Here is a 21,412-nt window from a genome sequence, read left to right as displayed (position 1 = left end):
CGCCTCTGGCAGTCGGGCGAAGCCCGACGACCTCGCGCGTGCGACTCGCGCCCTGCGGGCGCTCGTCGGCACGCGCCGCCGCAGTGGGTCTCATCCGGAATCCTCCCGCGTCGCGGCACCGTCCCCGAACGCGTTCGCCCGGCAACCCTGCGGTCGAACGGTAGACCTTTGCCGTCTCCCGCGTCAGGTTCGGTATGGTCTCGCTGGGACTGGTGGTGGCGCGGTTCAACGACTCCGTCACGGAGCCGATGGCCGAGGCCGCCCGGGAGGCGGCCGCCGACCGCGACGCCGTCGTCGTCGACGAACTGAGCGTGCCGGGCGCGTACGACAGCCCGCTGGCCGCCGACCGGCTCGCGCGCCGGGACGACGTCGACGCCGTCGCGGTCGTCGGCGCCATCGTCACCGGCGACACCGACCACGACCGCGTCATCGCGAACGCGACCGCCGAGAAGCTCACCGACGTGAGCCTCGACCGGGACACCCCGGTCACCTTCGGCGTGAGCGGCCCGGGGATGTCCGGCGCCGAGGCGCGCGAGCGGATCGACAAGGGGGCGGACGCGGCGGCGGCCGCGATCGACCTCGCGGCGGAACTGGACTGACGGACACGAGCCGACTACACACCACACATGAGCGACGGATACGACTTCTCGGAGCGGATCGGACGCGTAGAGCCCAGTGCGACGCTGGCGATATCGAACCTCGCGGCGGAGAAGGAGGCGGAAGGCGCGGACATCGTCGACCTCTCCGTCGGCGAGCCGGACTTCGACACCCCGGAGAACGTCGTCGCGGCCGGCAAGGACGCCCTCGACGCGGGCCATACGGGGTACACCTCTTCGAACGGTGTCCCCGAACTCAAGGCGGCCATCGCGGAGAAGCTCCGCGGCAACGGCGTCGACGCCGACGCCGACGAGGTGATCGTCACGCCCGGCGGCAAGCAGGCCCTCTACGAGACGTTCCAGACGCTGATCGACGGGGGTGACGGGTCACACCCGTCACCCAGTGGGACGTCGTCCCACGCCGGCGACGAGGTCGTCCTGCTGGACCCGGCGTGGGTCTCCTACGAGGCGATGGCGAAGCTCGCGGGCGCCGACCTCTCGCGCGTTGACCTCGCCCCGCACGGCTTCCAGCTGGAGCCCGCGCTCGACGACCTCGCGGAGACCGTCTCCGACGACACCGAACTGCTCGTCGTCAACTCCCCGTCGAACCCCACGGGCGCGGTGTTCTCGGAGGCCGCCTTGGAGGGCGTCCGCGACCTCGCCGTGGAGCACGACGTCGCCGTGATCGCCGACGAAATCTACGAGCGGATCGTCTACGACGCCGAGCACGTCTCGCTCGCGAGCCTCGACGGGATGGCCGACCGCACGGTGACGGTCAACGGCTTCTCGAAGGCGTACTCGATGACCGGCTGGCGGCTCGGCTACCTCCACGCCACCGACGAGTTCGTCGACGAGGCCGGCAAGCTCCACTCCCACTCCGTCTCCTGCGCGACGAACTTCGTCCAGCGCGCGGGGATCGAGGCCCTCGAAAACACCGAGGAGTCGGTCGAGGAGATGCGCGCGGCGTTCGAGTCCCGCCGCGACCTCCTCGTCGACCTGTTCGACGAACACGGCGTCGACGTCGACGTGGGCGACGGCGCCTTCTACATGATGATCCCGGTGGCGGACGACGACCAGGCGTGGTGCGAGGCGGCGATCGAGGAGGCCGCGGTCGCGTGCGTCCCCGGCAGCGCGTTCAACGCCCCCGGCTACGCGCGGATCTCCTACGCCGCGAGCGAGGAACGGCTGCGCGAGGCGGTCGACCGCCTCGTCGCGAACGACCTGCTGTAATTCGCCGATTCGGCGGAGACGGTCCCGAATCCGACGGGTCAGGCGGTCCCATCCGCCGCCAACGTTTTCTGTCAGCTCTGAGAATTTCGGACGGGTGACACCATGTACCAGACGATCCTCTACCCGACGGACGGGAGCGAGGGGGCCGAGGCCGTCGTCGACCACGTCCGAGAGCTCGCGGCCGCGTTCGACGCGACCGTTCACGTCCTCCACGTGGTCGACGCGCGAAGCGCCAGCTACGGACTGAGCGGCGCCTTCCTGACGAAGGAGGGATCGGGCGTGCGGGCCGACCCGGCGCCCGGCGACGGCAGCGGCATGGTCGGTGAAGGGACCGACGCGGAGGCGACGCGGTCGGCGCTCGTCGAGCACGGCGAGGAGATCGTCGAGGCGACGGCCGCGTCGCTCCGCGACGGCGAGGCGTCGCCGGAGACGGTCACCGCCGTCGAGACGGGAACGCCGCACTCGGCCATCCTGGAGTACGCGAGCGCGAACGACGTCGACCTCGTGGTGATGGGGACCCACGGGCGGACCGGCGTCGAGCGGTACCTGCTCGGCAGCGTCGCGGAGAAGGTGGTGCGGCTGTCGGACGTTCCGGTGACGACCGTGCGGGCGGACGCGTGAGGGCGCGGAGCCGAACGGTAGCGAGTCGACGTGCGACCGCGGAACCGCGCGCGGGCCGACGGTTTTTCGGGCTCCCCCTGCCACCCACACCCGTGAGCGACCCGGAGCGAACGCCGATCGGAGACGACGCTCGCGAGGCCCTCCTCGACCGCGTGAACAGCCCGAGCGCGACCGTCGGCGCGAGCGTCCCCGACGAGGTCGAGATCCACGGGGAGACGGTCGACCTGTCCGCGTTCATCGTCGAGAGCCGGAAGGTCGACGCCGTTCCGCCCGCGCTCGACCGCAAGGTGACGGCGGCGCGCGAGTCCCTCCGAGCGGAGCGGGAGCGACGGGTCGAGCGGCTGGAAACCGAGGACATCGACCGGGAGACCGGCGAGACGCTCGTCGAGGAGGCGATCGGCGTCGACCGCGCGCTGAACGCCTTGGAGGGGATCCGCCGCCCCGGCTTCGCCGACGAACACCACGCCGACACCCTCGCCGGCCACGAGCGTTGGCTCGCGTTCGTCGATCAGGTGCGGTGACTCGCCGTCCCGCTGGTCGGTTCGGGCGACGGTCCTGCCCGCGGCGCGGCCGACCGCTCCGGGTCGCCGGCCCCCTTCCGAAACCCTTACTCGCCGCCCGCGTGGTACGTTCGAGTATGAGCGACACCGCAGCGTCGGACGACGGCGAGGACGCGACCGCCGTCGACGCCGAGGAGGTCAGACACGTCGCCGACCTCGCGCGGGTGCGGCTCGCCGACGACGAGGTCGACGAGTTCGCGGCGCAGTTCGGCGACATCTTGGAGTACTTCGAGGCGCTCGACGAGGTCCCCGAGGTCGAGCGCGAGGAGGAGCTCGTCAACGTGATGCGCCCGGACGAGGTCGAGTCGGGGCTCTCCCAGGAGGAGGCGCTCGCGAACGCCGAGGAGACGGAGGACGGCTTCTTCGTCGGGCCGAAGGTGTCGTAGATGGCGGCCGACCTCAACGCCTTCGTCACGGAGGAGACGATCGAGGGCGACGCGGACGCCGACGGCCCGCTCGCGGACGCGACCGTCGCGGTGAAGGACAACATCTCCACCGAGGGGATCCGGACGACCTGCGGCTCGGAGATGCTGGCCGACTACGTGCCGCCCTACTCCGCGACCGTCGTCGACCGACTGACCGGCGCGGGCGCGACGATCGTCGGGAAGACGAACATGGACGAGTTCGGGATGGGGACGACGACGGAGACCTCCGCGTTCGGCCCGACCCGGAACCCGGTCGACACCGACCGCGTCCCGGGCGGCTCCTCCGGAGGGTCCGCGGCCGCGGTCGCGGCGGGCGAGGCCGACGTGGCGCTCGGCTCCGACACCGGCGGCTCGGTGCGCTGTCCGGCCGCGTTCTGCGGCGTCGTCGGGATCAAGCCCACCTACGGGCTCGTCTCCCGGTACGGACTGATCGCGTACGCGAACTCCCTCGAACAGATCGGCCCGATAGCGGGCACCGTCGAGGAGGCGGCCGCCGCGCTCGACGTCATCGCCGGCGACGACCCGAACGACGGGACGACGCGCGACTTGAGCGAGGTCGACGGCGCCGACCCCGACGCGAGCTACGCCGCGGCCGCCGACGGCGACGTGGCGGGGCTGACGGTCGGGGTCCCCGCGGAGCTGTTCGACGGCGCCGACGAGCGCGTCGTCGAGACGGTCGAGACCGCGATCGACGACCTGGAGGCGCGGGGCGCGGAGACGACCGACATCTCGCTGCCATCCGTCGAGCACGCGGTCCAGGCGTACTACGTCATCGCGATGGCGGAGGCCTCCTCGAACCTCGCGCGCTTCGACGGGGTCCGGTACGGCCGCCGCAGCGACGCCGACGGCAACTGGAACGAGTCGTTCGCGGAGACGCGCGAGGAGGGGTTCGGCGCGGAGGTCAAACGCCGGATCCTGCTCGGCACGTACGCGCTCTCGGCCGGCTACCACGACAAGTACTACGAGAAGGCGCAGGACGCACGCGCGTGGGTCCGGCGGGACTTCGAGGACGCCTTCGAGGACGTCGACGTCATCGCTTCCCCGACGATGCCGGTCCTCCCGTTCGAGCTCGGCGAGAGCCTCGACGACCCGCTGCGGATGTACCTCGCGGACGCGAACACGACGCCGGTGAACCTCGCGAACCTCCCGGCGATCTCCGTGCCCGCCGGCGAGGCCGATGGGCTCCCGGTCGGGCTCCAGCTCGTCGGGCCGAAGTTCGGCGAGGAGACGATCGTTCGCGCCGCGAGCGCGGTCGAAAAGCGATGAGCCTCACGGACGAGGAACGCGGTCGGCTCGCGGACGTGGTCCGCCTCCAGCCGACGAAGAACGGCGAGCTCCGGGACGCCTGGGAGATGGAGAGCGGCAGCGAGGTCCACGGCTACCTCGAGGACCACCTGAAGGAGTACTACTACCGGGACGACGACAGCCTGATCCGCGCGACGGCGGAGGCGAACGACCTCGTCGACGTCGAGCCCGGGATCGAGCCCGACGCGGTCGCCCGCGGCGCCGTCCCGGAGACGATCCGGGTTCCCGAGCTGGAAGCGCGGGTCGTCGACGTGCTCGCCGGGCCCGACGAGCGCTCGCAGTCGGTCGTCAGCGTACTCAACGCCGTCCGCGAGGCGTTCGACGGCGACCCCGAGGTGGACGCGGTGCGGCGCGCGCTCCGTAGCCTCGAACGCAAGAACGTCGTCGAGGTCGTCTACCGCACCGTCCCGACGTTCCGGCTGGCGGTCGACCGCGACGAGATAACGGTCGAGATCGAAGAGTAGGCGGCGCGGCGCGCTCGACGCGTCGGCGTCGTCGTCGGTCCGCCCCGCCGATACGACTTTGTACCGCGACTGACACCCTGCTACCGATGGCCGACGACGAGACCCTCCGCGAGCGGTTCCGCCGCAACGCGAGCGGCATCGCCGCCACGACGGTGACGGGCGCGTGGCTGGCGGCGATGTTTCTCAACGTCGAGTGGTGGCTCCCGCTGATGCTGTTCGGGTACATCGTGATCGTCCCTATCGTCTCCATGTTGTTCGACGAGGAGGAGGCGGAGTCCGTCCACGTCGAGTCGGGGTCGGGCTCGGTCCGCGTCGAGCGCGGCGAGGCGGCGGAGCGCGAAGAGGCGACCGGCGACACCGCGGACGCCTTGGAGCGGCTGCGGACCCGCTACGCGAACGGCGACCTCACGGACGAGCAGTTCGAGCGGAAGGTGGATCGGCTGTTGGAGACCGAGACGCCCGAGGACGCGGCCGAGTGGGCCGAGCGCAACCGGTCCGCAGACCGGGAGCGTGACGCCGAGCACGATCGGTAACGCGTCAATCGGTAACGCGCCGGTCTCCCGCCGGCGCGGCCGAACCTCAAGCTTCAATGCGCGCGACCGACTCGACCGCGTATGAGCGACCACGAACTCCGGAAGGAGGCGCACGACCTCGACGTCACCGTCTGGGTCGGGAAGCACGGCATCGACTCGGTCGTCGACGAGACGGCCGACCAGCTCGACGACCGGAAGCTGGTGAAGGTGAAGTTCCTCCGGGCGGCCCGCGGCGGGACCTCGACCGACGAACTCGCCGACGAACTCGCGGAGGCGGTCGACGCCGACCTGATCGAGACGCGCGGGAACACGGCGGTGCTCCACTGATGGACGCCGCCGCGGGAGCGCTCGGCCCCCTCGCGGTCTCGGGGACGCTCCGACCGTTCCTCGGCCCGCTGACCGGAATCGTCGTCGACGCCTCGATATTCGTCACCGTCGTCGCCGCGACGTACGTCCTCTACAAGGCGGTCATCGCACCGCTCGTCCGGCGTGTCTTCGACAGACAGGGGCTCGACGAGCACGCCCGGCGCCCGCTCCAGAAGATCGTGGCGTTCGTCTCGCTGTTCGCCGGCGTCACGGTCGCGTTCGGCGCCGCGGGCTATCAGGGGTTCCTGCGCTCGCTGGCGACCATCGCCGCCGCGGCGACGCTCGCGATCGGCTTCGCGCTTCAGGACGTGATCAAGAACTTCGTCGCCGGCGTGTTCATTTACACGGACAAGCCGTTCCGCATCGGCGACTGGATCGAATGGCAGGGGAACTCCGGGGTCGTCGAGGACATCTCCTTCCGGGTCACCCGCGTGCGGACGTTCGACAACGAACTGCTCACGGTGCCGAACAACGTGCTCACCGGCAACGTGGTGAAGAACCCCGTCGCGAAGAAGTCGCTCCGGCTGAAGTTCGTCTTCGGGATCGACTACGAGGACGATGTCGAACGCGCGAGCGAGATCATCGTCGAGGAGGCCGAACGGAGCGACGCGATCCTCGCGGAGCCAGCGCCGTCGGTCCGACTGACCGAACTCGCAGACTCGTACGTCGGGCTTCAGGCGCGGATCTGGATCGACGACCCCTCGCGGTCGGACTTCGTGAAGGCGCGCGCGGACTTCGTGAAGGCCGTCAAAGCGCGGTTCGACGAGGCGGGTATCACGATTCCGTTCCCCCAGCGCACCGTCTCGGGGCGGGACGGAGACGCCGATCCGGCCGCGTTCGGCGGCGAGGCCTGAAGCGGACCCCGCGTTCGGTGACACGGCGGTTCTCCGAGACGGTTCGGATAGTAACCCACTAGTGGGTTCGCGTGGTCGATCGGTCCATGTACGTGGTCGTCATCGGGGCCGGCGAGGTCGGGACGAGCATCGCCGCGAGTCTCGCGTCGGACCACGAGGTCGTCGTCGTCGACGTCGATCCGGCCAGGGCGGAACAGCTCAAGTACGAACTCGACGTGCTCACTATCGCCGGCGACGGCACGTCCTCGGAGATCCAGTCGGCCGCCGATATCGACCGCGCGGACATGGTCATCGCGTGTACCGACGACGACCAGACGAACCTCGTCGCCTGCGGCACCGCGAAGACCCTCGGTGACGGGTTCACGATCGCCCGCGTGAAGAGCACCGACTTCCTCCGCACGTGGCAGGGGAACGAGGGGGCGTTCGGCGTCGACTTCATGGTGTGTACGGACCTGTTGACCGCGGAGAACATCGTCCGCGTCATCGGGCTTCCGGCGGCGATCGACGTCGACCCGTTCGCGGGCGGGCTCGTCCAGATGGCGGAGTTCGAGATCGGGGAGGGGAGTCCCGTCGCGGGACAGACCGTCTCCGAGGCCGACCGGTTCGAGTCGCTCACGTTCGTCGGTCTGTTCCGCGACGGCGAGATGATTATCCCGCGCGGGGACACCGACATCGCCGTCGGCGACCGCGCGGTAGTGATCGGCAGCCCCGAGAGCGTCCAGTCGTTCGCGACCGACGTCGCGCCCGCGACGACTCCCGACCACGCCGACGAGATCGTCGTCGTCGGCGGCAGCGAGATCGGCTACCAGACCGCTCGGCTGCTCGAGGAGCGCGACTTCGAGCCGCGGCTCATCGAGCGCGACGCCGACCGCGCGCGGTGGCTCGCGGAGAACCTCCCGAACACCGTCGTGATGGAGCACGACGCCACCGACACGGAGTTCCTCTCCCGCGAGCACGTCGACGAGGCCGACATCGTCGTCACCGCGCTCCGCTCCGACGAGAAGAACCTCCTCATCTCCGTGCTCGCCAAGCGCCTCGGCGTCGACCGGGTGATCGCCGTCGTGGACAGCCCGGACTACGTCACCGTCTTCGAGGAGATCGGGATCGACATCGCGATCAACCCCCGCACCGTGACGGCGGAGGAGATCACGCGGTTCACCTACGAGAGCGTCGCGGAGAACATCGCGGTGCTGGAGAACGACCAGGCGGAGGTCCTCGAACTCGAACTCACCGAGGGGTGCGGGCTCGTCGGCCGGCCCATCTCGGAGATCGTCGCCGACACCGACGTGCGGTTCGTCGTCGGCGCGATCACGCGCGGCCGCGAACTCGTCACGCCGCGGGGAGACACCGTGCTCCGAGCGGGCGACCACGTCATCCTCTTCGTGGAGTCCGACGCCGTGAGTGCCGTCACCTCGATGGCGTGAGCGGGCCGTGAACGCCACGATCCGCGTCGGCTGGCGGTCGAGCGTGGGGCTCACCGGTGACGTCCTCGCCGCGCTTCCCGTTCCTCTGGCGTTCCCGCTGCTGGTCGCCCTCTACTACGGCGAATCGCCGGTCCCGTTCCTCGCGGCGATCGCCGTCTCGATCGCGGTCGGCGCGGCGTTCCGGTCGGTGCGGGACCCGGCGGAGGACCTCGGGCCCCGAGAGGCGTTCCTCGCGGTGGCGATGATCTGGTTCCTCGTCGCCGCGGTGGGTGCGATCCCGTTCGCCGTCGCGGGCGTCGGCACGGTCGCGCATCCGGTGAACGCCATGTTCGAGTCGATGAGCGGGCTGACGACGACCGGCGCGACGGTGTTGCGCGACTTCTCGCTCCACTCGCGGTCCGTGCTGATGTGGCGGCAGGTCATCCAGTGGCTCGGCGGGCTCGGCATCCTGATTCTGGCGACCGCGGTCCTCTCCGAGATCGGGGTCGGTGGGGCACAGCTGATGGAGTCGGAGTCGCAGACCCAGGACGTCAACAAGCTCACGCCGAAGATCTCGCGGACAGCGCAGCTGATCTGGGGGATCTACTTCGGGCTCACCGGGCTCGCGGTCGCCGTCTACTTCCTGCTCGGGCTCGCGGTCGACCCGCAGATGGGCCTGTACAACGCGGTCGCGCACGCGTTCACCTCGGTCGCGACCGCCGGGTTCTCGCCGGAGCCGCAGAGCGTCGGCGCGTTCCACCCGCTCATCCAGTGGGCGGTCGTCCCGTTCATGGTGATCGGCTCGACGAGCTTCGTGCTCATCTACTTCGCGATCAACGGGGAGCCGATGCGCCTCCTGAAGAACGAGGAGTTCCACTTCTACCTCGGCGCGATGGGGACGCTCGCGTCGGTCGTCGCCCTCGGTCTGTTCCTCGATCCGGGCGCCACCTTCGGCGTCGAGGGGACGATACGCCACGCCGTCTTCAACGTCGCTTCGATCGTGACGACGACGGGGTACGCGAGCACCGACTACGTGGAGTGGGCGCCCGCGGCGAAGCACGTGCTGTTCATGGGGATGTTCGTCGGCGGGATGGTCGGGTCGACCACCTGTTCGATCAAGTCGCTCCGGTGGCTGGTCGCGCTGAAGTCGTTCAAGCGGAACCTGTTCACCGCCGTCCACCCGGAGGCGGTGCGGCCGGTTCGGATCTCGGGGAAGCCGGTCGACGAGGGCGCGATCCGCGACATCTACGCGTACCTCCTCCTCAGCATCGTGATCTTCTTCCTGCTCACCGTCGTCATCGTCGTCGACGCCGAACGGGCGGACCTCCGAGTGGACGAGTTCGAGGCGCTCGGCGCCGCGGCGACGACGTTCCTCAACATCGGTCCCGCGTTCGGCGACGCCGGCCCGTACGGAACGTTCGCGACGTTCCCGATGACGACGCGGGCCGTGATGATCGTCCTGATGTGGATCGGCCGGATCGAGATCGTCCCCGTGCTGGTGCTGTTCACGAAGGCATTCTGGACCTCGTGACCCGTTTTCTCTCCCAGTCGTCGTCCCGTTTTCTCTCCCAGTCGTCCCTTCGACAGTTTAATACAGCGAACGGGCAACTCCCATATCGATCGGATACCTATGTCTTGGGGCGTCAACTGGAAGGCGAGCGTGGGGCTTCTCGGGGTCGGAATCAAGTACCTCGCCGTCACCCTGCTGGTTCCGCTGATCGTCGCGGTCGCGTACGGCGAGGACATCTGGGTGTTCCTGGTGTCGATGGCGCTCGTCGCGGCGCTCGGGTTCGCGGTCGAGCGGGTCGATCCCGACCCGGACCTCGGCCCCCGCGAGGCGCTGCTGTTCGTCTCGCTCGCGTGGCTCGCGGCGGCGGTGATCGGTACCATCCCGTACCTGCTTGCGGGCTACGGCACGGCGTCGACGATCGGGCTCCAGACCGGGTCGCTCGGTGCGTTCACCGAGTCGATCGTTAACGCCCTCTTCGAGTCGATGAGCGGGTTCACGACGACGGGCGCGACGGTGCTGGGCGAGATCAGCACGGACCAGCACTCCCACGCCGTGCTGATGTGGCGCCAGCTCACCCAGTGGCTCGGCGGGATGGGGATCATCGTCCTGATGATCGCCATCCTCCCGGAGGTCGCGGTCAACGGCGCGCAGCTGATGGACTCGGAGGCGCCGGGCCCGGAGCTCCAGAAGCTCACGCCGAAGATCGCGGAGACGGCGCGCGCGCTCTGGCTGATCTACTTCGGGTTCACCGTGCTGATGATCGCGGTCCTGTACGGGCTCCACCTCGTCGGGATGGCGCCGAAGATGAACCTTTTCAACGCGATCGCCCACGGGTTCACTGCCCTGCCGACCGGCGGGTTCTCGCCGAAGGCCGACAGCATCGCGGCGTTCTCGGCGGTCGTCCAGTGGGTCTTCATCCCGTTCATGCTCGTCGCCGGCGTCAACTTCGCGCTGTTCTGGCACGTGTTGCGCGGCGAGGTCGAGGTGATGCTCGAGAACGCCGAGTTCCGCGCGTACGCCGGCGCCGTCGCGGTCGTGACCGCCGTCCTCGCGGTGCTGCTGTTCCGCGGCGCGGCGCCGACCATCGAACTCGGCGGTGCGACGCAGGGGGTCGCGGAGAACTCGCTCCGGCAGGCCGCGTTCCAAGTCAGTTCGCTGTTGAACTCCACCGGGTACGCCACCGCCGACTTCGCGCAGTGGGACACCGACGCCCAGATTCTGCTCATGTTCGCGATGTTCATCGGCGGCTCCGCCGGGTCGACCGGTGGAGGGGTCAAGATCGTCCGCTGGCTCGTCGTCGGCAAGGCGATCCGGCGGGAGCTTTTTACGTCGGCACACCCCGACGTGGTCCAGCCGATCCGGCTCAGCGGAAACATCGTCGACGAGGACGCGATCCGCGGCATCATGGCGTTCACCGTTCTGTACTTCGTGCTGTTCGGCGTCTCGGCGGTGTTCCTCTCGCTCGACGCCGCGCGGATCGGGGTCCAGCTGACGATGCTGGAATCGACGAGCGCGTCGCTCGCGACCATCGGGAACATCGGCCCGGGGTTCGGTCGGGTCGGGCCGTTCGGGAGCTACCTCTTCTTCCCCGACACGTCGAAGCTGCTGATGGTCTTCCTGATGTGGGTCGGTCGGCTGGAGATCGTCCCGGTGCTCGCGGTGTTCATCTCGGCGGTCGACAGTCGGTGACGGCGCCGGTCGTCCTCGGGAAACCGCCTTTCGACCGGTCGCACGGGCGATACCGACGCGGGCTCTCCGAACGTGGAGAGCGTATCTTCTTAACCGACGGGAATAGTGATCGTCGTATGACGGACACCGACGACGCCGACGGTCAGGACCTGCTCGGACACGTGCTCCTCCCCGTCGCACACGAGGAAGACGCGCTGGCGACGGCTCGGGCGCTCGAACCGTACGCTCCGAGACGAGTGACGGCGCTTCACGTCGTCGAGAAGGGCGGTGGCGTTCCGGACAAAACGCCCGTCGAGCAGTCCGAGGAACTGGCCGCCGAGTCGTACGCCGCCGTTCACCGCGTGTTCCCCGCCGCCGCCGAACACACCGCGTACGATCACGACGTTGTCGACGCGATCTTCGACGCCGCCGAGGCGGTCGACGCGAGCGCGGTCGCCTACCGCTCGCGCGGCGGAAACCGACTCATGCAGTTCCTCTCCGGCGATGTATCGCTGAAGCTGGTGACGAACGCGCCGCTTCCCGTCGTCGCGCTCCCGGTAGTGGACGGGGAGGACTGAGCGGCGGCCGTTCGACGGGACACCGGCCGGAAATCACCGGCCGCCTCCGCCAAGCGGTAGGCTTTCGGTCGTCGATCCTGAAGCCCCCTTCATATGTATCTGATCGTCGTGGGCGCCGGCGACATCGGTACCCCGCTCGTCGACCTCGCGACCGCCGGCGGCAACGAGGTCGTCGTCATCGAACGCGACGGGGAGCGCGCGGAGCGGGCGTCGAGACAGTACGACTGCCTCGTGATCAACGACGACGCGACCTCGAAGGAGACCCTCCAAGACGCCGGTGCCGACCGTGCCGACGCCCTCATCTCGACGACCGATCAGGACGCGACGAACATCATGGTCTGTCTCCTCGCTCAGGAGCTTTCGGTCCCGAACATCGTTTCCGTCGTCCACAACCCAGAGCACATGAACGTGTTCGAGCAGATCGGCGTCAACACGATGCAGAACCCGCAGAGCCTGATCGCGGAGTACCTCTATCGAGCCGTGAGCCGGCCGTCGGTCGTCGACTTCATGCACATCGGCGAGGAGGCCGAGGTGTTCGAGATCAGCGTCGGTCCGGACGCGCCGATCGCCGGCAAGACGCTTCGGGAGGCGGACGAGGCGGACCTCATCGGGGGACAGACGCTGATCGTCGCGATCGAGCGGGACGGCGAGGGGAAGCCGATAACGCCGCGCGGGGGCACCCGTATCGAGGCGGACGACCTGCTCACGGTGTACTCGGGTGAGGGCGTGACCCCCGAACTGACCGACGTGTTCGGCCACACCGGGGACGGCGAGTGAGATGACCGACCGATCCGACGGGCTCCTCTCGGCCGATCTGGGGATCATCGCGCGGGACATCGGCTCGCTGCTCCTCATGGAAGCCGGGTTGATGAGTTTCTCCGTGGCCGTCGCGCTCGGTTTCGGGGAGTTTCACGCCGCGCTCGGGTTCCTGATCGCCGGCGGCGTGACGGCCGCGATCGGCGGCTTCGCGAACCGGCGGTTCGCCGACGCGCCGAATCCGAGGATGAAACACGGCATGGTCATCGCCGCCGGTGGATGGCTCACCGTCGCGGCCTTCGGGGCGCTCCCGTTGTTCCTCGCGGCGTGGCTGACGCCGCCGGCCGTCATGGACTCGTTCGTTCCCGCCGCGGCGGACGCGGCCTCGTGGGAGCCGGTCGCGGTCGGGGGGACCACGACCGTTTCGAGCCTCGCCTACTTCCGCGACCCGCTCCACGCCTTCTTCGAGAGCATGAGCGGGTGGACCGGGAGCGGTCTGACGATGGCGATACACGAGCCGTCGCTGCCGCGGGCGGTGCAGTGGTGGCGGTCGTTCATCCAGTGGGTCGGCGGCGTCGGCGTTATCGTCCTCACCGTCTCCATCCTCTCACGGCCGGGCAGCGGGAGTTACGCGCTCTACCAGAGCGAGGCCCGCGAGGAGAAGATCCACCCGAGCGTCGTCTCGACGGTCCGGACCGTCTGGAAGCTGGTCGTCGGCTACACGCTGTTGGCCTTCGCGACCCTGTTCGCCGCGGTCCGGGCGAGCGAGAGCGCGTACGCCGAGTCACTCTCGGTCGGTGAGACCGCGTGGCAGGCGCTCAACCACGCGATGACCGGGCTCACTACGGGCGGATTCTCCGTCACGGACAACTCGATCGCGACGTACAACTCCGCGCTCGTCGAGGCCGCCCTGCTGCCGATCATGGTCCTCGGGGCGATCGCGTTTCCAGTCCACTACGTCGTGTTGCGGGATCGGCGGGTTCGCGAACTGGTCGACGACCTCCAGACGCGGTGGCTGTTGCTCCTGTTCGGGGCCGGCATCGCGGTTCTCTCGATCCAGAACGTCCTTTCCGTGCCGGCGACCGCCGGCGCGTTCTCGACGGGGTCGTTCCTCCCGGTCTCCGCGCTCTCCCTGGACGCGGCCCAGACCGACGCGATCCGGGATTCGACGTTCCAGTGGGTCAGCGCTCTGAGCTGTACCGGGTTTCAGTCGGCGCCGATCGGCCGGTGGGTCGCCGGCGCGAAGGTGCTCGTCGTCGGCGCGATGGTGCTCGGCGGCGCCGCCGGGTCCACCGTCGGCGGTATCAAAATCGTCCGCGGGTACACGGTCGCACGCGGGATCGTCTGGCAGTTCTCTCGCGTGTTCCTCCCGAAGAATGCGGTCGTCACCGCGCGCATCGGCGACCGAACGCTTGACCGGGAGACGATGGAGCGGGAGTTCGGCGAGGCCGCCATCGTCACGCTCCTGTGGCTTCTCGCCCTCGCTGTCGGGAGTCTCGTCCTCGTCAACGTCGCCGGCCCCGAGTTCACCTACGCCGACGCGCTGTTCGAGGTCGCCAGCGCGCAGGGGAACGTCGGCCTTTCGACGGGGATAACCGGCCCCTCGATGCCGCCGCTGGCGGAGGGAATGTTCCTCTTCAACATGTGGATCGGGCGGTTGGAGATCATCCCGGTGCTGGTGTTCCTTCGGGCCGGGATTTGGGGACTGAACCCGTAGCTGGTCCCGGTGAGTCGACGGGTCCCCGGTGCCCTCTCGCCCCGGTCACTCCGCTTCTCGCATCCGCCCCATGAACGACCAGTGAACCTCGTGGCTCCCGTCGGGCTGCGGCTCCTCGGTGACGTGATAGAGGTACGGACCGTGCGGGCAGTCGTCGCAGCCGTCCGCACAGCGGAACTGCTTTACCACTTCCGTGTGCCCCTCGTGTTCGGTGACGCGGAGGATGTCCTCGTTGTCCTCCGCCTCGACCGGCAGTTCCGCCTCTCCGTGATAGTGGAGTAGCTCCTGCGCGTGAACGATCGCTTTGCGGAGCTCTTCTGGCGAACGATCGGTCAACGCGTCCACCAGTTCCGGGGAGAGCCCTTCCGGCGGCGTTGGGCGTTCCGAGGATTCGGTCATGGGCGGAGATTGATCCCAGACCCATATAATCGATCCGCGGGGCGTCGGAACCCGATGAAGTCGGCCCGCCGCGCCCTTCCAGAATATAATGAATATTTATACGCGACCGGCCGGTAACGGGCGATATGTACGACGACGAGGAGCTCTCCGAGATCCGCGAGGCGAAGGAGTCGTGGGAGGCGGAGACGCTCGACCCCACCCTCGACCGCCACGGGGAGCGGAAAGAGCGGTTCGCGACGGTGTCGAACCGCGAGGTCGACCGCCTGTACACGCCCGACGACGTCGCCGACCTCGACTACGACGAGGACCTGGGGTTCCCGGGCGAGGAACCGTACACCCGCGGGGTCTACCCGACGATGTACCGCGGCCGCACGTGGACGATGCGGCAGTTCGCGGGGTTCGGCACCGCCGAGGAGACCAACGAGCGGTTCCGCTACCTGATCGACGAGGGGCAGACCGGGCTCTCGACCGCCTTCGACATGCCCTCGCTGATGGGGATCGACTCCGACGACGAGATGTCGCTCGGCGAGGTGGGCAAGGAGGGCGTCGCGGTCGACACCTTACGCGACATGGAGGTGCTGTTCGACGGCATCGACCTCGCGGAGGTGTCGACCTCCTTCACGATCAACCCGAGCGCCCCGGTGATCTACGCGATGTACGTCGCGCTCGCGGACCAGCGGGGAGTCCCGCGCGAGGAGCTTCGGGGGACCCTCCAGAACGACATGCTCAAGGAGTTCATCGCGCAGAAGGAGTGGGTGATCCCGCCGGAGCCCTCCCTCGAGTTGGTGACGGACACGATCGAGTTCGCGGTCGCGGAGACGCCCAAGTTCAAGCCCATCTCGGTGTCGGGGTACCACATCCGCGAGGCGGGGTCGACCGCGGTCCAGGAGCTCGCGTTCACCCTCGCGGACGGGTTCGCCTACGTCGAGGCGTGTCTCGACCGCGGGCTCGACGTCGACGAGTTCGCCCCCCAACTCTCCTTCTTCTTCAACTCGCACAACTCGCTGTTCGAGGAGGTCGCGAAGTTCCGCGCCGCGCGCCGGATCTACGCGAACGTGATGGACGAGTGGTACGACGCCGAGGCCGAGGCGTCGAAGCGGCTGAAGTTCCACACCCAGACCGCCGGGCAGTCGCTGACGGCCCAGCAGCCGCTCAACAACGTCGCGCGCGTCACGATTCAGGCGCTCGCGGGCGTGCTGGGCGGCACCCAGAGCCTCCACACCAACTCCTTCGACGAGGCGCTCGCGCTCCCCTCCGAGCAGGCGGTCCGCGTCGCGCTCCGGACCCAGCAGATCATCGCGGAGGAGTCGGGCGCGGCCGACATCGTCGACCCGCTCGGCGGCTCCTTCGCCGTCGAGTCGCTCACCGACGAGACCGAGGCCGAGGCGATGGAATACATCGAGGAGATCAGAGAGATGGGCGACGGCTCCGTGCGCGACGGCGTCTTACGCGGCATCGAACAGGGGTACTTCCACCGCGAGATCCAGGAGTCCGCCTACGAGTACCAGGAGCGCGTCGACGAGGGCGAGGAGACGGTCGTCGGCGTCAACGCCTACGAGATCGACGAGGACACCCGCCCGGACCTGCTGAAGGTCGACGAGACCACCCGCGAGCGACAGCTCGATCGGCTGGAGTCGGTGAAGGACGACCGCGACGGCGACGCGGTCGACGCCGCGCTCGACGACCTCAAAGCCGCCGTCGACGCCGGCGAGAACGTGATGCCCGCGATCGTCACGGCGGTGAAGACGTACGCGACGATGGGCGAGATCATGAGCGTGTTCGAGGCGGAACACGGGAGCTACCGCGAGCGGATCGGGGTCGCCTGACCGAGCGAAAACGAGGGGGAAAAAACGGACCGACCGGGCGTTACGCCGGGTCGACAGACCGAGCGGACTCCGCGCACCATGCGCTGCCCCGACGGCCCGCTCGCCGGAGGTCGAGCTCGACGACCGAGCCGGCGTCGAGCGACGACAGCTCGGCCTCCACGTCCGGGTCGTCGTACTCGACGACGTACAGCGTCTCGTTGCGCGGGTGTTCACGGAGCGTGATCGCCCCGTGGTCGTTACACGCGTCGACGACCGTGTACTTGCCAGTGCGGTCCATCCCGCGTTGAGCTACGATATGGTCCGTGTTAACAGTTGTGCGCACCTGCGTGCGGACCGCACGCGCCGACCGCGAACGGTCCATTTTAATCGACCCGTCGCCTCGCTCGGATATGACGGAGACGGAGGTCCCCGAGGACCACCCGCGGCACGCGTCGCTCGTGACGCGCCACCGGATCGAGGCGGGCGTCGAGAAGGGGATCACCTCGAAACAGGGACTGATCGCGGAGGGGCGCGGCGAGGCGTTCGACTACCTCCTCGGCGAACGCACGCTCCCGAGCGCCGACGACGCCGCGCGCGCCGCGGCCGCGACCCTCCTGCTCGCCGACCGCCCCGTGATCTCGGTGAACGGGAACGTCGCGGCGCTCGCGCCTGGCGAGACGGTCGAGCTGGCCGAGGCGGTCGGCGCCGACCTCGAGGTGAACCTGTTCAACCACACCGACGAGCGCGTCCGCCGGATCGCAGACCACCTCCGCGAGCACGGCGCCGACGACGTGAAGGGGCTCGCCGGCGACGGCGAGATCCCGGGCCTCGAGCACGCTCGCGGCGTCGTCGACGCCGACGGGATCGAGGCGGCCGACGTCGTCGTGGTGCCCTTGGAGGACGGCGACCGCGCCGCCGCGCTCGACGCGATGGGAAAGACGGAGATCGTGATCGACCTGAACCCCGGGAGCCGCTCGCCGCGGACGGCGGACGTGCCGATCGTCGACAACCTCCTGCGCGCGGTGCCGAACGTGACGGCGCACGCGCTGGACCTCGCGGACGCGTCGCCGGCGGAACTGGAGCGGATCGCCGCTGAGTTCGACGCCGACGCAGCGCTCGACGCGGCCGAGACGGCGATCCGCGGGGGGTCGTTCGCGGACGAGGCACCGAGCGACGGCGGCGCGGGTCCGGCGTAGCCCCGTCGCGGCCCCCGCCGGAAGGCAAAAGCCTCCGCCGCCCGTATCGACGCACATGGAACTCGACGAGACGGACCGGGCGATCCTGCGGATCCTCCAGGAGGACGCGCGGACCCCGTTCTCGGAGGTCGCGCGTCGGATCGACATGTCCAGCGCGACCGTCCACGACCGCGTGAGCCGCCTCGAAGAGGCGGGCGTCATCCGGGGGTACCACGCCGACATCGACCCGAAGGCGGTCGGGTACGGCGTCGGCGCGTTCGTCGGCCTGCGCGTCGAGCAGGGGCGCGAGGAGGACGCGCTCGAACGCCTCCGCGGCATCGACGGCGTCCGCGAGATCCACCTCACCACCGGCGAGTGGGACGTCATCCTCCGGGTCGTCGCGGCCGACACCGACCGGCTCCGCGAACTGATGTTCGAGCGGATCGCGGAGACCGCGGGGTTCTCGCGCTCGCAGACGATGGTGATCTTAGGCACCGACTACGAGCAGCCGGGGCCGCCGCTGTAGCGAGACGGGAACCCCGTCGCCGCGCCGGGCGGCGAGCGGCGCCGCGCTCGCTCGGGACCGGAACGCTCAACTCGGGACCTCCCCGAAAGACGACCATGAGCACGGGTGTGGCGGACGGGTTCGATCCGTCGCCGGAACGGGCGTGGGCGGCGGTCGTCGGCGGTGTCGCCGCGGTGCTGGCGGTCGGATCGGTCGTCTTCCCGCGGACCGTCTACGACCGCTTCCTCTGGCGCTACTTCTGGGGGCCGGTGGTCGCGGACGGCGAAGGGGCGCAGTGCGCGGTCCGCGAGGCCGGCGGCACCACGGAGCTGCTCGGCACCGACGCGGCGTGTCAGTCGGCGCGGAGCGCCGGCGAGGTCGTCGCCACCCCGGGCTACACCACCTTCTCGACGGTGAGCTACGTGGTGATCCTGCTGGCGATGCTGATCGGCGTCGTCTTCCTCCTCCGCCGACTCGACATCGCGACGGAGCTCCGCTTCTTCTACGCGCTGTTCCCGTTCATGCTGTTCGGCGGGGCGATGCGGACGGTCGAGGACGCGGGCGTCGCCGCGACCGCCGCCGGCGCCGAACCGCTGATCCCGTTCCCCGCGAGCGCGGTGCTGATCAGCCCGTTCATCTACTTCACGGTGTTCGCGTTCACGCTCGCGTGCGTCCTCGCGTCGTACGGGCTCGAACGCCGCGGCGTCGTCGACGACTACGCGCGCCCGCTGTTCGCGTCGGGAACCGCGGGGCTCGCGCTCGCGGTCGGGTATCTGTCCTCTCTCGCGGCCACGACCGGCTACGTCACCTTCTACCCGCAGGTGCTGCTGTTGACGCTCGTCATCGCGACGGTCGCGACCGCGGGCACGTGGGCGATCGCGACCCGACGGATCTCGACGATCCGGCAGGGCACCGGCGCCGCGGGGATCGTGATCATCTGGGGCCACGCGATCGACGGCGTGGCGAACGTGATCGGGCTCAACTGGATGCCCGCGCTGACCGGCACCCCGAACCTCGTCCCGAAACACGTCGTCAACGCGCTGATCGTCGACTGGACCGGGCGGCTGCTGCCGGAGTCGATCGTCTCCGTCACCGGCGACGCGTGGCCGTTCCTGCTGGTGAAGCTCGCGGCCGCGACGTTCGTCGTCTGGGTGTTCAACGGCGAGATGTACGAGGAGTCGCCGCGGTACACGCTGTTACTGCTGATCACGGTGCTGGCTGTCGGGTTGGGTCCGGGCACGCGCGACATGCTGCGCGCGACGTTCGGGGTTTGAATAGCGGGGCTGCTTTCAGTCGGTTATCTACGGAGTATCTCCGTTGGTGGCGTCGCGAACACCGCCAAAGCCCCGGTCGCTCGCCGATAAGTAGGTGTCCGTGAAACGGCGGCGAACACCGCCAAAGCCCCAGCCGGGCGGCGGGCGTACGCTCGCTGCGGTCCTCGGTCGGTCGCTCGCTTCGCTCGCTCCCGCCCTGCGGTCCTTACGTCGCCTGCGCCCGCCGCCCGGCTGCCCCTTTGAGTCCCGTCCCGCCCCGCTCCGCACAGCGCCTCACGCCTCCCCAGCCTCGTCAGTCGGGCGTAGCCCGACGAGTTCGCGCGTCCGACTCGCGGCCTCCGCTTCGCTCCGGCCGCTCGCAGGCACGCGCCACCGCACCGACTATTTATACCACCTCTCGTGAACCCGATAGATCGCTTCCGCTCCGCAACGACACCTTATAAGCCGTCGCGGGCGGAACGGACTCGGTAATGCTGGACGGGGTCAACGTCGCGCTCGGCGTCTCGGGGAGCATCGCGGCGGTGAAGGTCGTCGAACTTGCCCACGAACTGCGCCGGTACGGCGCGAGCGTCCGCGCCGTCATGTCCCCGGCGGCGACGAACATCGTCCACCCGTGGGCGGTCGACTTCGCGACCGACGAGCCGACGGTCACCGAGATCACCGGGAGCGTGGAACACGTCGAGCTCTGCGGCCGCGAGGGGTGGGCCGACGTGCTCCTCTTGGCTCCGGCGACCGCGAACACCGCCGGGAAGGTCGCGGCCGCGGTCGACGACACGCCCGTGACGACCTGCGCGACGACGGCGCTGGGCGCGGACCTGCCGGTCGTGATGGCGCCCGCGATGCACGAGCCGATGTACGACCACCCGGGCGTCCTCGACGCGCTCGACCGCCTGGAGTCGTGGGGCGTCCGCTTCGCGGATCCCCGGATCGAGGAGGGGAAGGCGAAGATAGCGGCCGAGGACGATATCGTGACGGAGGTCGCGCGAGCGACGACCCCGCAAAGCCTCGCCGGGACGCACGTCGTCGTCACCGCGGGCGCGACGAAGGAGCGGATCGACCCGATCCGTATCCTGACGAACCGCGCGTCGGGGAAGACCGGCCGGGCGGTCGCTCGGGCGCTCTACGTCCGCGGCGCGCGGGTGACGCTCGTCCACGACGGGCCCGACGTCCCGTACGCCGACGCGGTCGCCGTCGAGACGGCCGACGAGATGATCGACGCCTGCCGGCGGACGGCCGCGACCGCCGACGCGCTGATCTCGGCGGCCGCCATCTCGGATTTCACCGCGGACGCAGTCGACCAGAAGATCCGATCCGGGTCACCGCTGTCGGTCGATCTCCGGCCGACGCCGAAGCTCATCGACTCGGTCCGCGAGGCGTACCCCGACCTCCCCATCGTCGGGTTCAAGGCCGAGACCTCGGGCGACGACGCGGCGATGGTGTCCGAGGCCGAGCGGATCCGCGACCGCGTCGGCCTCTCCTTCGTCGTCGCCAACGACGCGAGCGTGATGGGCGGCGACGAGACGCGCGCGCTCCTCGTCGGCCGGACCGACCCCGACGAGTACGTCGGCGACAAGGACGGCCTCGGCGGGCGCGTGGCCGACGAACTCGCCGACGTACTCGGGTAATTCGGGGCCTCGACCGAGGTATAGCGAAATAGTTTTGGGCGTC

The 21,412-nt window shown here is 69.4% G+C and carries 23 protein-coding genes; 21 read left to right on the top strand and 2 right to left on the bottom strand.

Translation table 11 applies throughout. From position 1 onward, the window contains the following. Positions 1-194 precede the first annotated feature (194 nt). The 16 genes from ribH to EXE45_RS05605 all read left to right on the top strand — a co-directional run bounded on the left by ribH (position 195) and on the right by EXE45_RS05605 (position 14,586). Positions 195-599: a 6,7-dimethyl-8-ribityllumazine synthase gene (gene ribH, locus EXE45_RS05680; RefSeq protein WP_137693769.1), complete on the top strand. Its 405-nt coding sequence runs from the start codon at positions 195-197 to the stop codon at positions 597-599. Between the two features lie 27 nt (positions 600-626). Next, a complete protein-coding gene (locus EXE45_RS05675; RefSeq protein ID WP_092921402.1) occupies positions 627-1,826 on the top strand; it encodes a pyridoxal phosphate-dependent aminotransferase in 1,200 nt (399 codons plus the stop codon). A 102-nt stretch (positions 1,827-1,928) separates the two neighbouring features. After that, positions 1,929-2,447 carry a universal stress protein gene (locus tag EXE45_RS05670; RefSeq protein ID WP_092921404.1) on the top strand — a complete coding sequence of 173 codons (519 nt, stop codon included), beginning with the start codon at positions 1,929-1,931 and terminating at the stop codon, positions 2,445-2,447. Between the two features lie 92 nt (positions 2,448-2,539). Next, entirely contained in the window at positions 2,540-2,968 is a 429-nt protein-coding gene (locus EXE45_RS05665; protein ID WP_137693768.1) for a DUF5788 family protein, read from the top strand. A 116-nt stretch (positions 2,969-3,084) separates the two neighbouring features. Further along, complete coding sequence (gene gatC, locus EXE45_RS05660) at positions 3,085-3,393, top strand: Asp-tRNA(Asn)/Glu-tRNA(Gln) amidotransferase subunit GatC (protein ID WP_092921408.1); 309 nt, start codon at positions 3,085-3,087, stop codon at positions 3,391-3,393. Further along, positions 3,394-4,698 carry an Asp-tRNA(Asn)/Glu-tRNA(Gln) amidotransferase subunit GatA gene (gatA, locus tag EXE45_RS05655; protein ID WP_092921410.1) on the top strand — a complete coding sequence of 435 codons (1,305 nt, stop codon included), beginning with the start codon at positions 3,394-3,396 and terminating at the stop codon, positions 4,696-4,698. Further along, a complete protein-coding gene (locus EXE45_RS05650; protein WP_137693767.1) occupies positions 4,695-5,201 on the top strand; it encodes a DUF5797 family protein in 507 nt (168 codons plus the stop codon). The genes gatA and EXE45_RS05650 overlap by 4 nt, the downstream gene beginning before the upstream one ends. Before the next feature lie 86 nt (positions 5,202-5,287). After that, a complete protein-coding gene (locus EXE45_RS05645) occupies positions 5,288-5,734 on the top strand; it encodes an SHOCT domain-containing protein (RefSeq protein WP_137693766.1) in 447 nt (148 codons plus the stop codon). A gap of 81 nt (positions 5,735-5,815) precedes the next feature. After that, entirely contained in the window at positions 5,816-6,061 is a 246-nt protein-coding gene (locus EXE45_RS05640) for a YhbY family RNA-binding protein (protein ID WP_092921416.1), read from the top strand. Beyond that, the gene (locus EXE45_RS05635) at positions 6,061-6,954 is read left to right on the top strand and encodes a mechanosensitive ion channel family protein (RefSeq protein ID WP_137693765.1); all 894 of its coding nucleotides are present in this window, start codon (positions 6,061-6,063) and stop codon (positions 6,952-6,954) included. The genes EXE45_RS05640 and EXE45_RS05635 overlap by 1 nt, the downstream gene beginning before the upstream one ends. A gap of 86 nt (positions 6,955-7,040) precedes the next feature. Next, positions 7,041-8,378, top strand: coding sequence for a Trk system potassium transporter TrkA (gene trkA, locus EXE45_RS05630; RefSeq protein WP_137693764.1), 1,338 nt, complete (start codon positions 7,041-7,043; stop codon positions 8,376-8,378). Between the two features lie 7 nt (positions 8,379-8,385). Then, on the top strand, positions 8,386-9,888 hold the full coding sequence (locus EXE45_RS05625; RefSeq protein WP_137693763.1) for a TrkH family potassium uptake protein: 1,503 nt from the start codon (positions 8,386-8,388) through the stop codon (positions 9,886-9,888). A gap of 99 nt (positions 9,889-9,987) precedes the next feature. Further along, positions 9,988-11,556: a TrkH family potassium uptake protein gene (locus EXE45_RS05620; protein WP_092921424.1), complete on the top strand. Its 1,569-nt coding sequence runs from the start codon at positions 9,988-9,990 to the stop codon at positions 11,554-11,556. A 116-nt stretch (positions 11,557-11,672) separates the two neighbouring features. Continuing rightward, positions 11,673-12,113, top strand: coding sequence for a universal stress protein (locus EXE45_RS05615; protein WP_137693762.1), 441 nt, complete (start codon positions 11,673-11,675; stop codon positions 12,111-12,113). A gap of 93 nt (positions 12,114-12,206) precedes the next feature. After that, positions 12,207-12,890 (top strand): TrkA family potassium uptake protein, encoded by a 684-nt coding sequence (locus EXE45_RS05610; protein WP_092921428.1) that lies wholly within the window; start codon positions 12,207-12,209, stop codon positions 12,888-12,890. A gap of 1 nt (position 12,891) precedes the next feature. Beyond that, the gene (locus tag EXE45_RS05605; RefSeq protein ID WP_137693761.1) at positions 12,892-14,586 is read left to right on the top strand and encodes a potassium transporter TrkG; all 1,695 of its coding nucleotides are present in this window, start codon (positions 12,892-12,894) and stop codon (positions 14,584-14,586) included. Positions 14,587-14,631: 45 nt separating this feature from the next. Here EXE45_RS05605 and EXE45_RS05600 read toward each other — a convergent pair whose 3' ends face one another. After that, a complete protein-coding gene (locus EXE45_RS05600; RefSeq protein ID WP_092921432.1) occupies positions 14,632-14,985 on the bottom strand; it encodes a hypothetical protein in 354 nt (117 codons plus the stop codon). A 125-nt stretch (positions 14,986-15,110) separates the two neighbouring features. Between EXE45_RS05600 and EXE45_RS05595 the strand changes: the two genes are divergently transcribed. Continuing rightward, positions 15,111-16,811 (top strand): methylmalonyl-CoA mutase, encoded by a 1,701-nt coding sequence (locus EXE45_RS05595; protein WP_092921434.1) that lies wholly within the window; start codon positions 15,111-15,113, stop codon positions 16,809-16,811. A gap of 40 nt (positions 16,812-16,851) precedes the next feature. Here EXE45_RS05595 and EXE45_RS05590 read toward each other — a convergent pair whose 3' ends face one another. After that, positions 16,852-17,088, bottom strand: a complete 237-nt coding sequence (locus EXE45_RS05590; RefSeq protein WP_092921436.1) for a hypothetical protein — start codon at positions 17,086-17,088, stop codon at positions 16,852-16,854. 112 nt (positions 17,089-17,200) lie between these two features. On the opposite strand from EXE45_RS05590, the gene EXE45_RS05585 reads away from it, so the two are divergent. From EXE45_RS05585 to coaBC, 4 genes are all read left to right on the top strand, one after another. Beyond that, entirely contained in the window at positions 17,201-17,986 is a 786-nt protein-coding gene (locus EXE45_RS05585; RefSeq protein ID WP_137693760.1) for a phosphopantothenate/pantothenate synthetase, read from the top strand. A gap of 55 nt (positions 17,987-18,041) precedes the next feature. After that, on the top strand, positions 18,042-18,491 hold the full coding sequence (locus EXE45_RS05580) for an Lrp/AsnC family transcriptional regulator (RefSeq protein WP_092921440.1): 450 nt from the start codon (positions 18,042-18,044) through the stop codon (positions 18,489-18,491). Positions 18,492-18,586: 95 nt separating this feature from the next. Continuing rightward, a complete protein-coding gene (locus EXE45_RS05575) occupies positions 18,587-19,744 on the top strand; it encodes a DUF63 family protein (protein WP_137693759.1) in 1,158 nt (385 codons plus the stop codon). 470 nt (positions 19,745-20,214) lie between these two features. After that, on the top strand, positions 20,215-21,369 hold the full coding sequence (coaBC, locus tag EXE45_RS05570; RefSeq protein WP_137693758.1) for a bifunctional phosphopantothenoylcysteine decarboxylase/phosphopantothenate--cysteine ligase CoaBC: 1,155 nt from the start codon (positions 20,215-20,217) through the stop codon (positions 21,367-21,369). Positions 21,370-21,412: the final 43 nt, after the last annotated feature.

It is taken from the genome of Halorubrum sp. SP9, assembly GCF_005435015.1.
Taxonomy (GTDB): Archaea; Halobacteriota; Halobacteria; order Halobacteriales; family Haloferacaceae; genus Halorubrum; species Halorubrum sodomense.
Note: the sequence above shows the minus strand (reverse complement) of the source record. Positions and strands in the feature narration are given on the sequence as shown.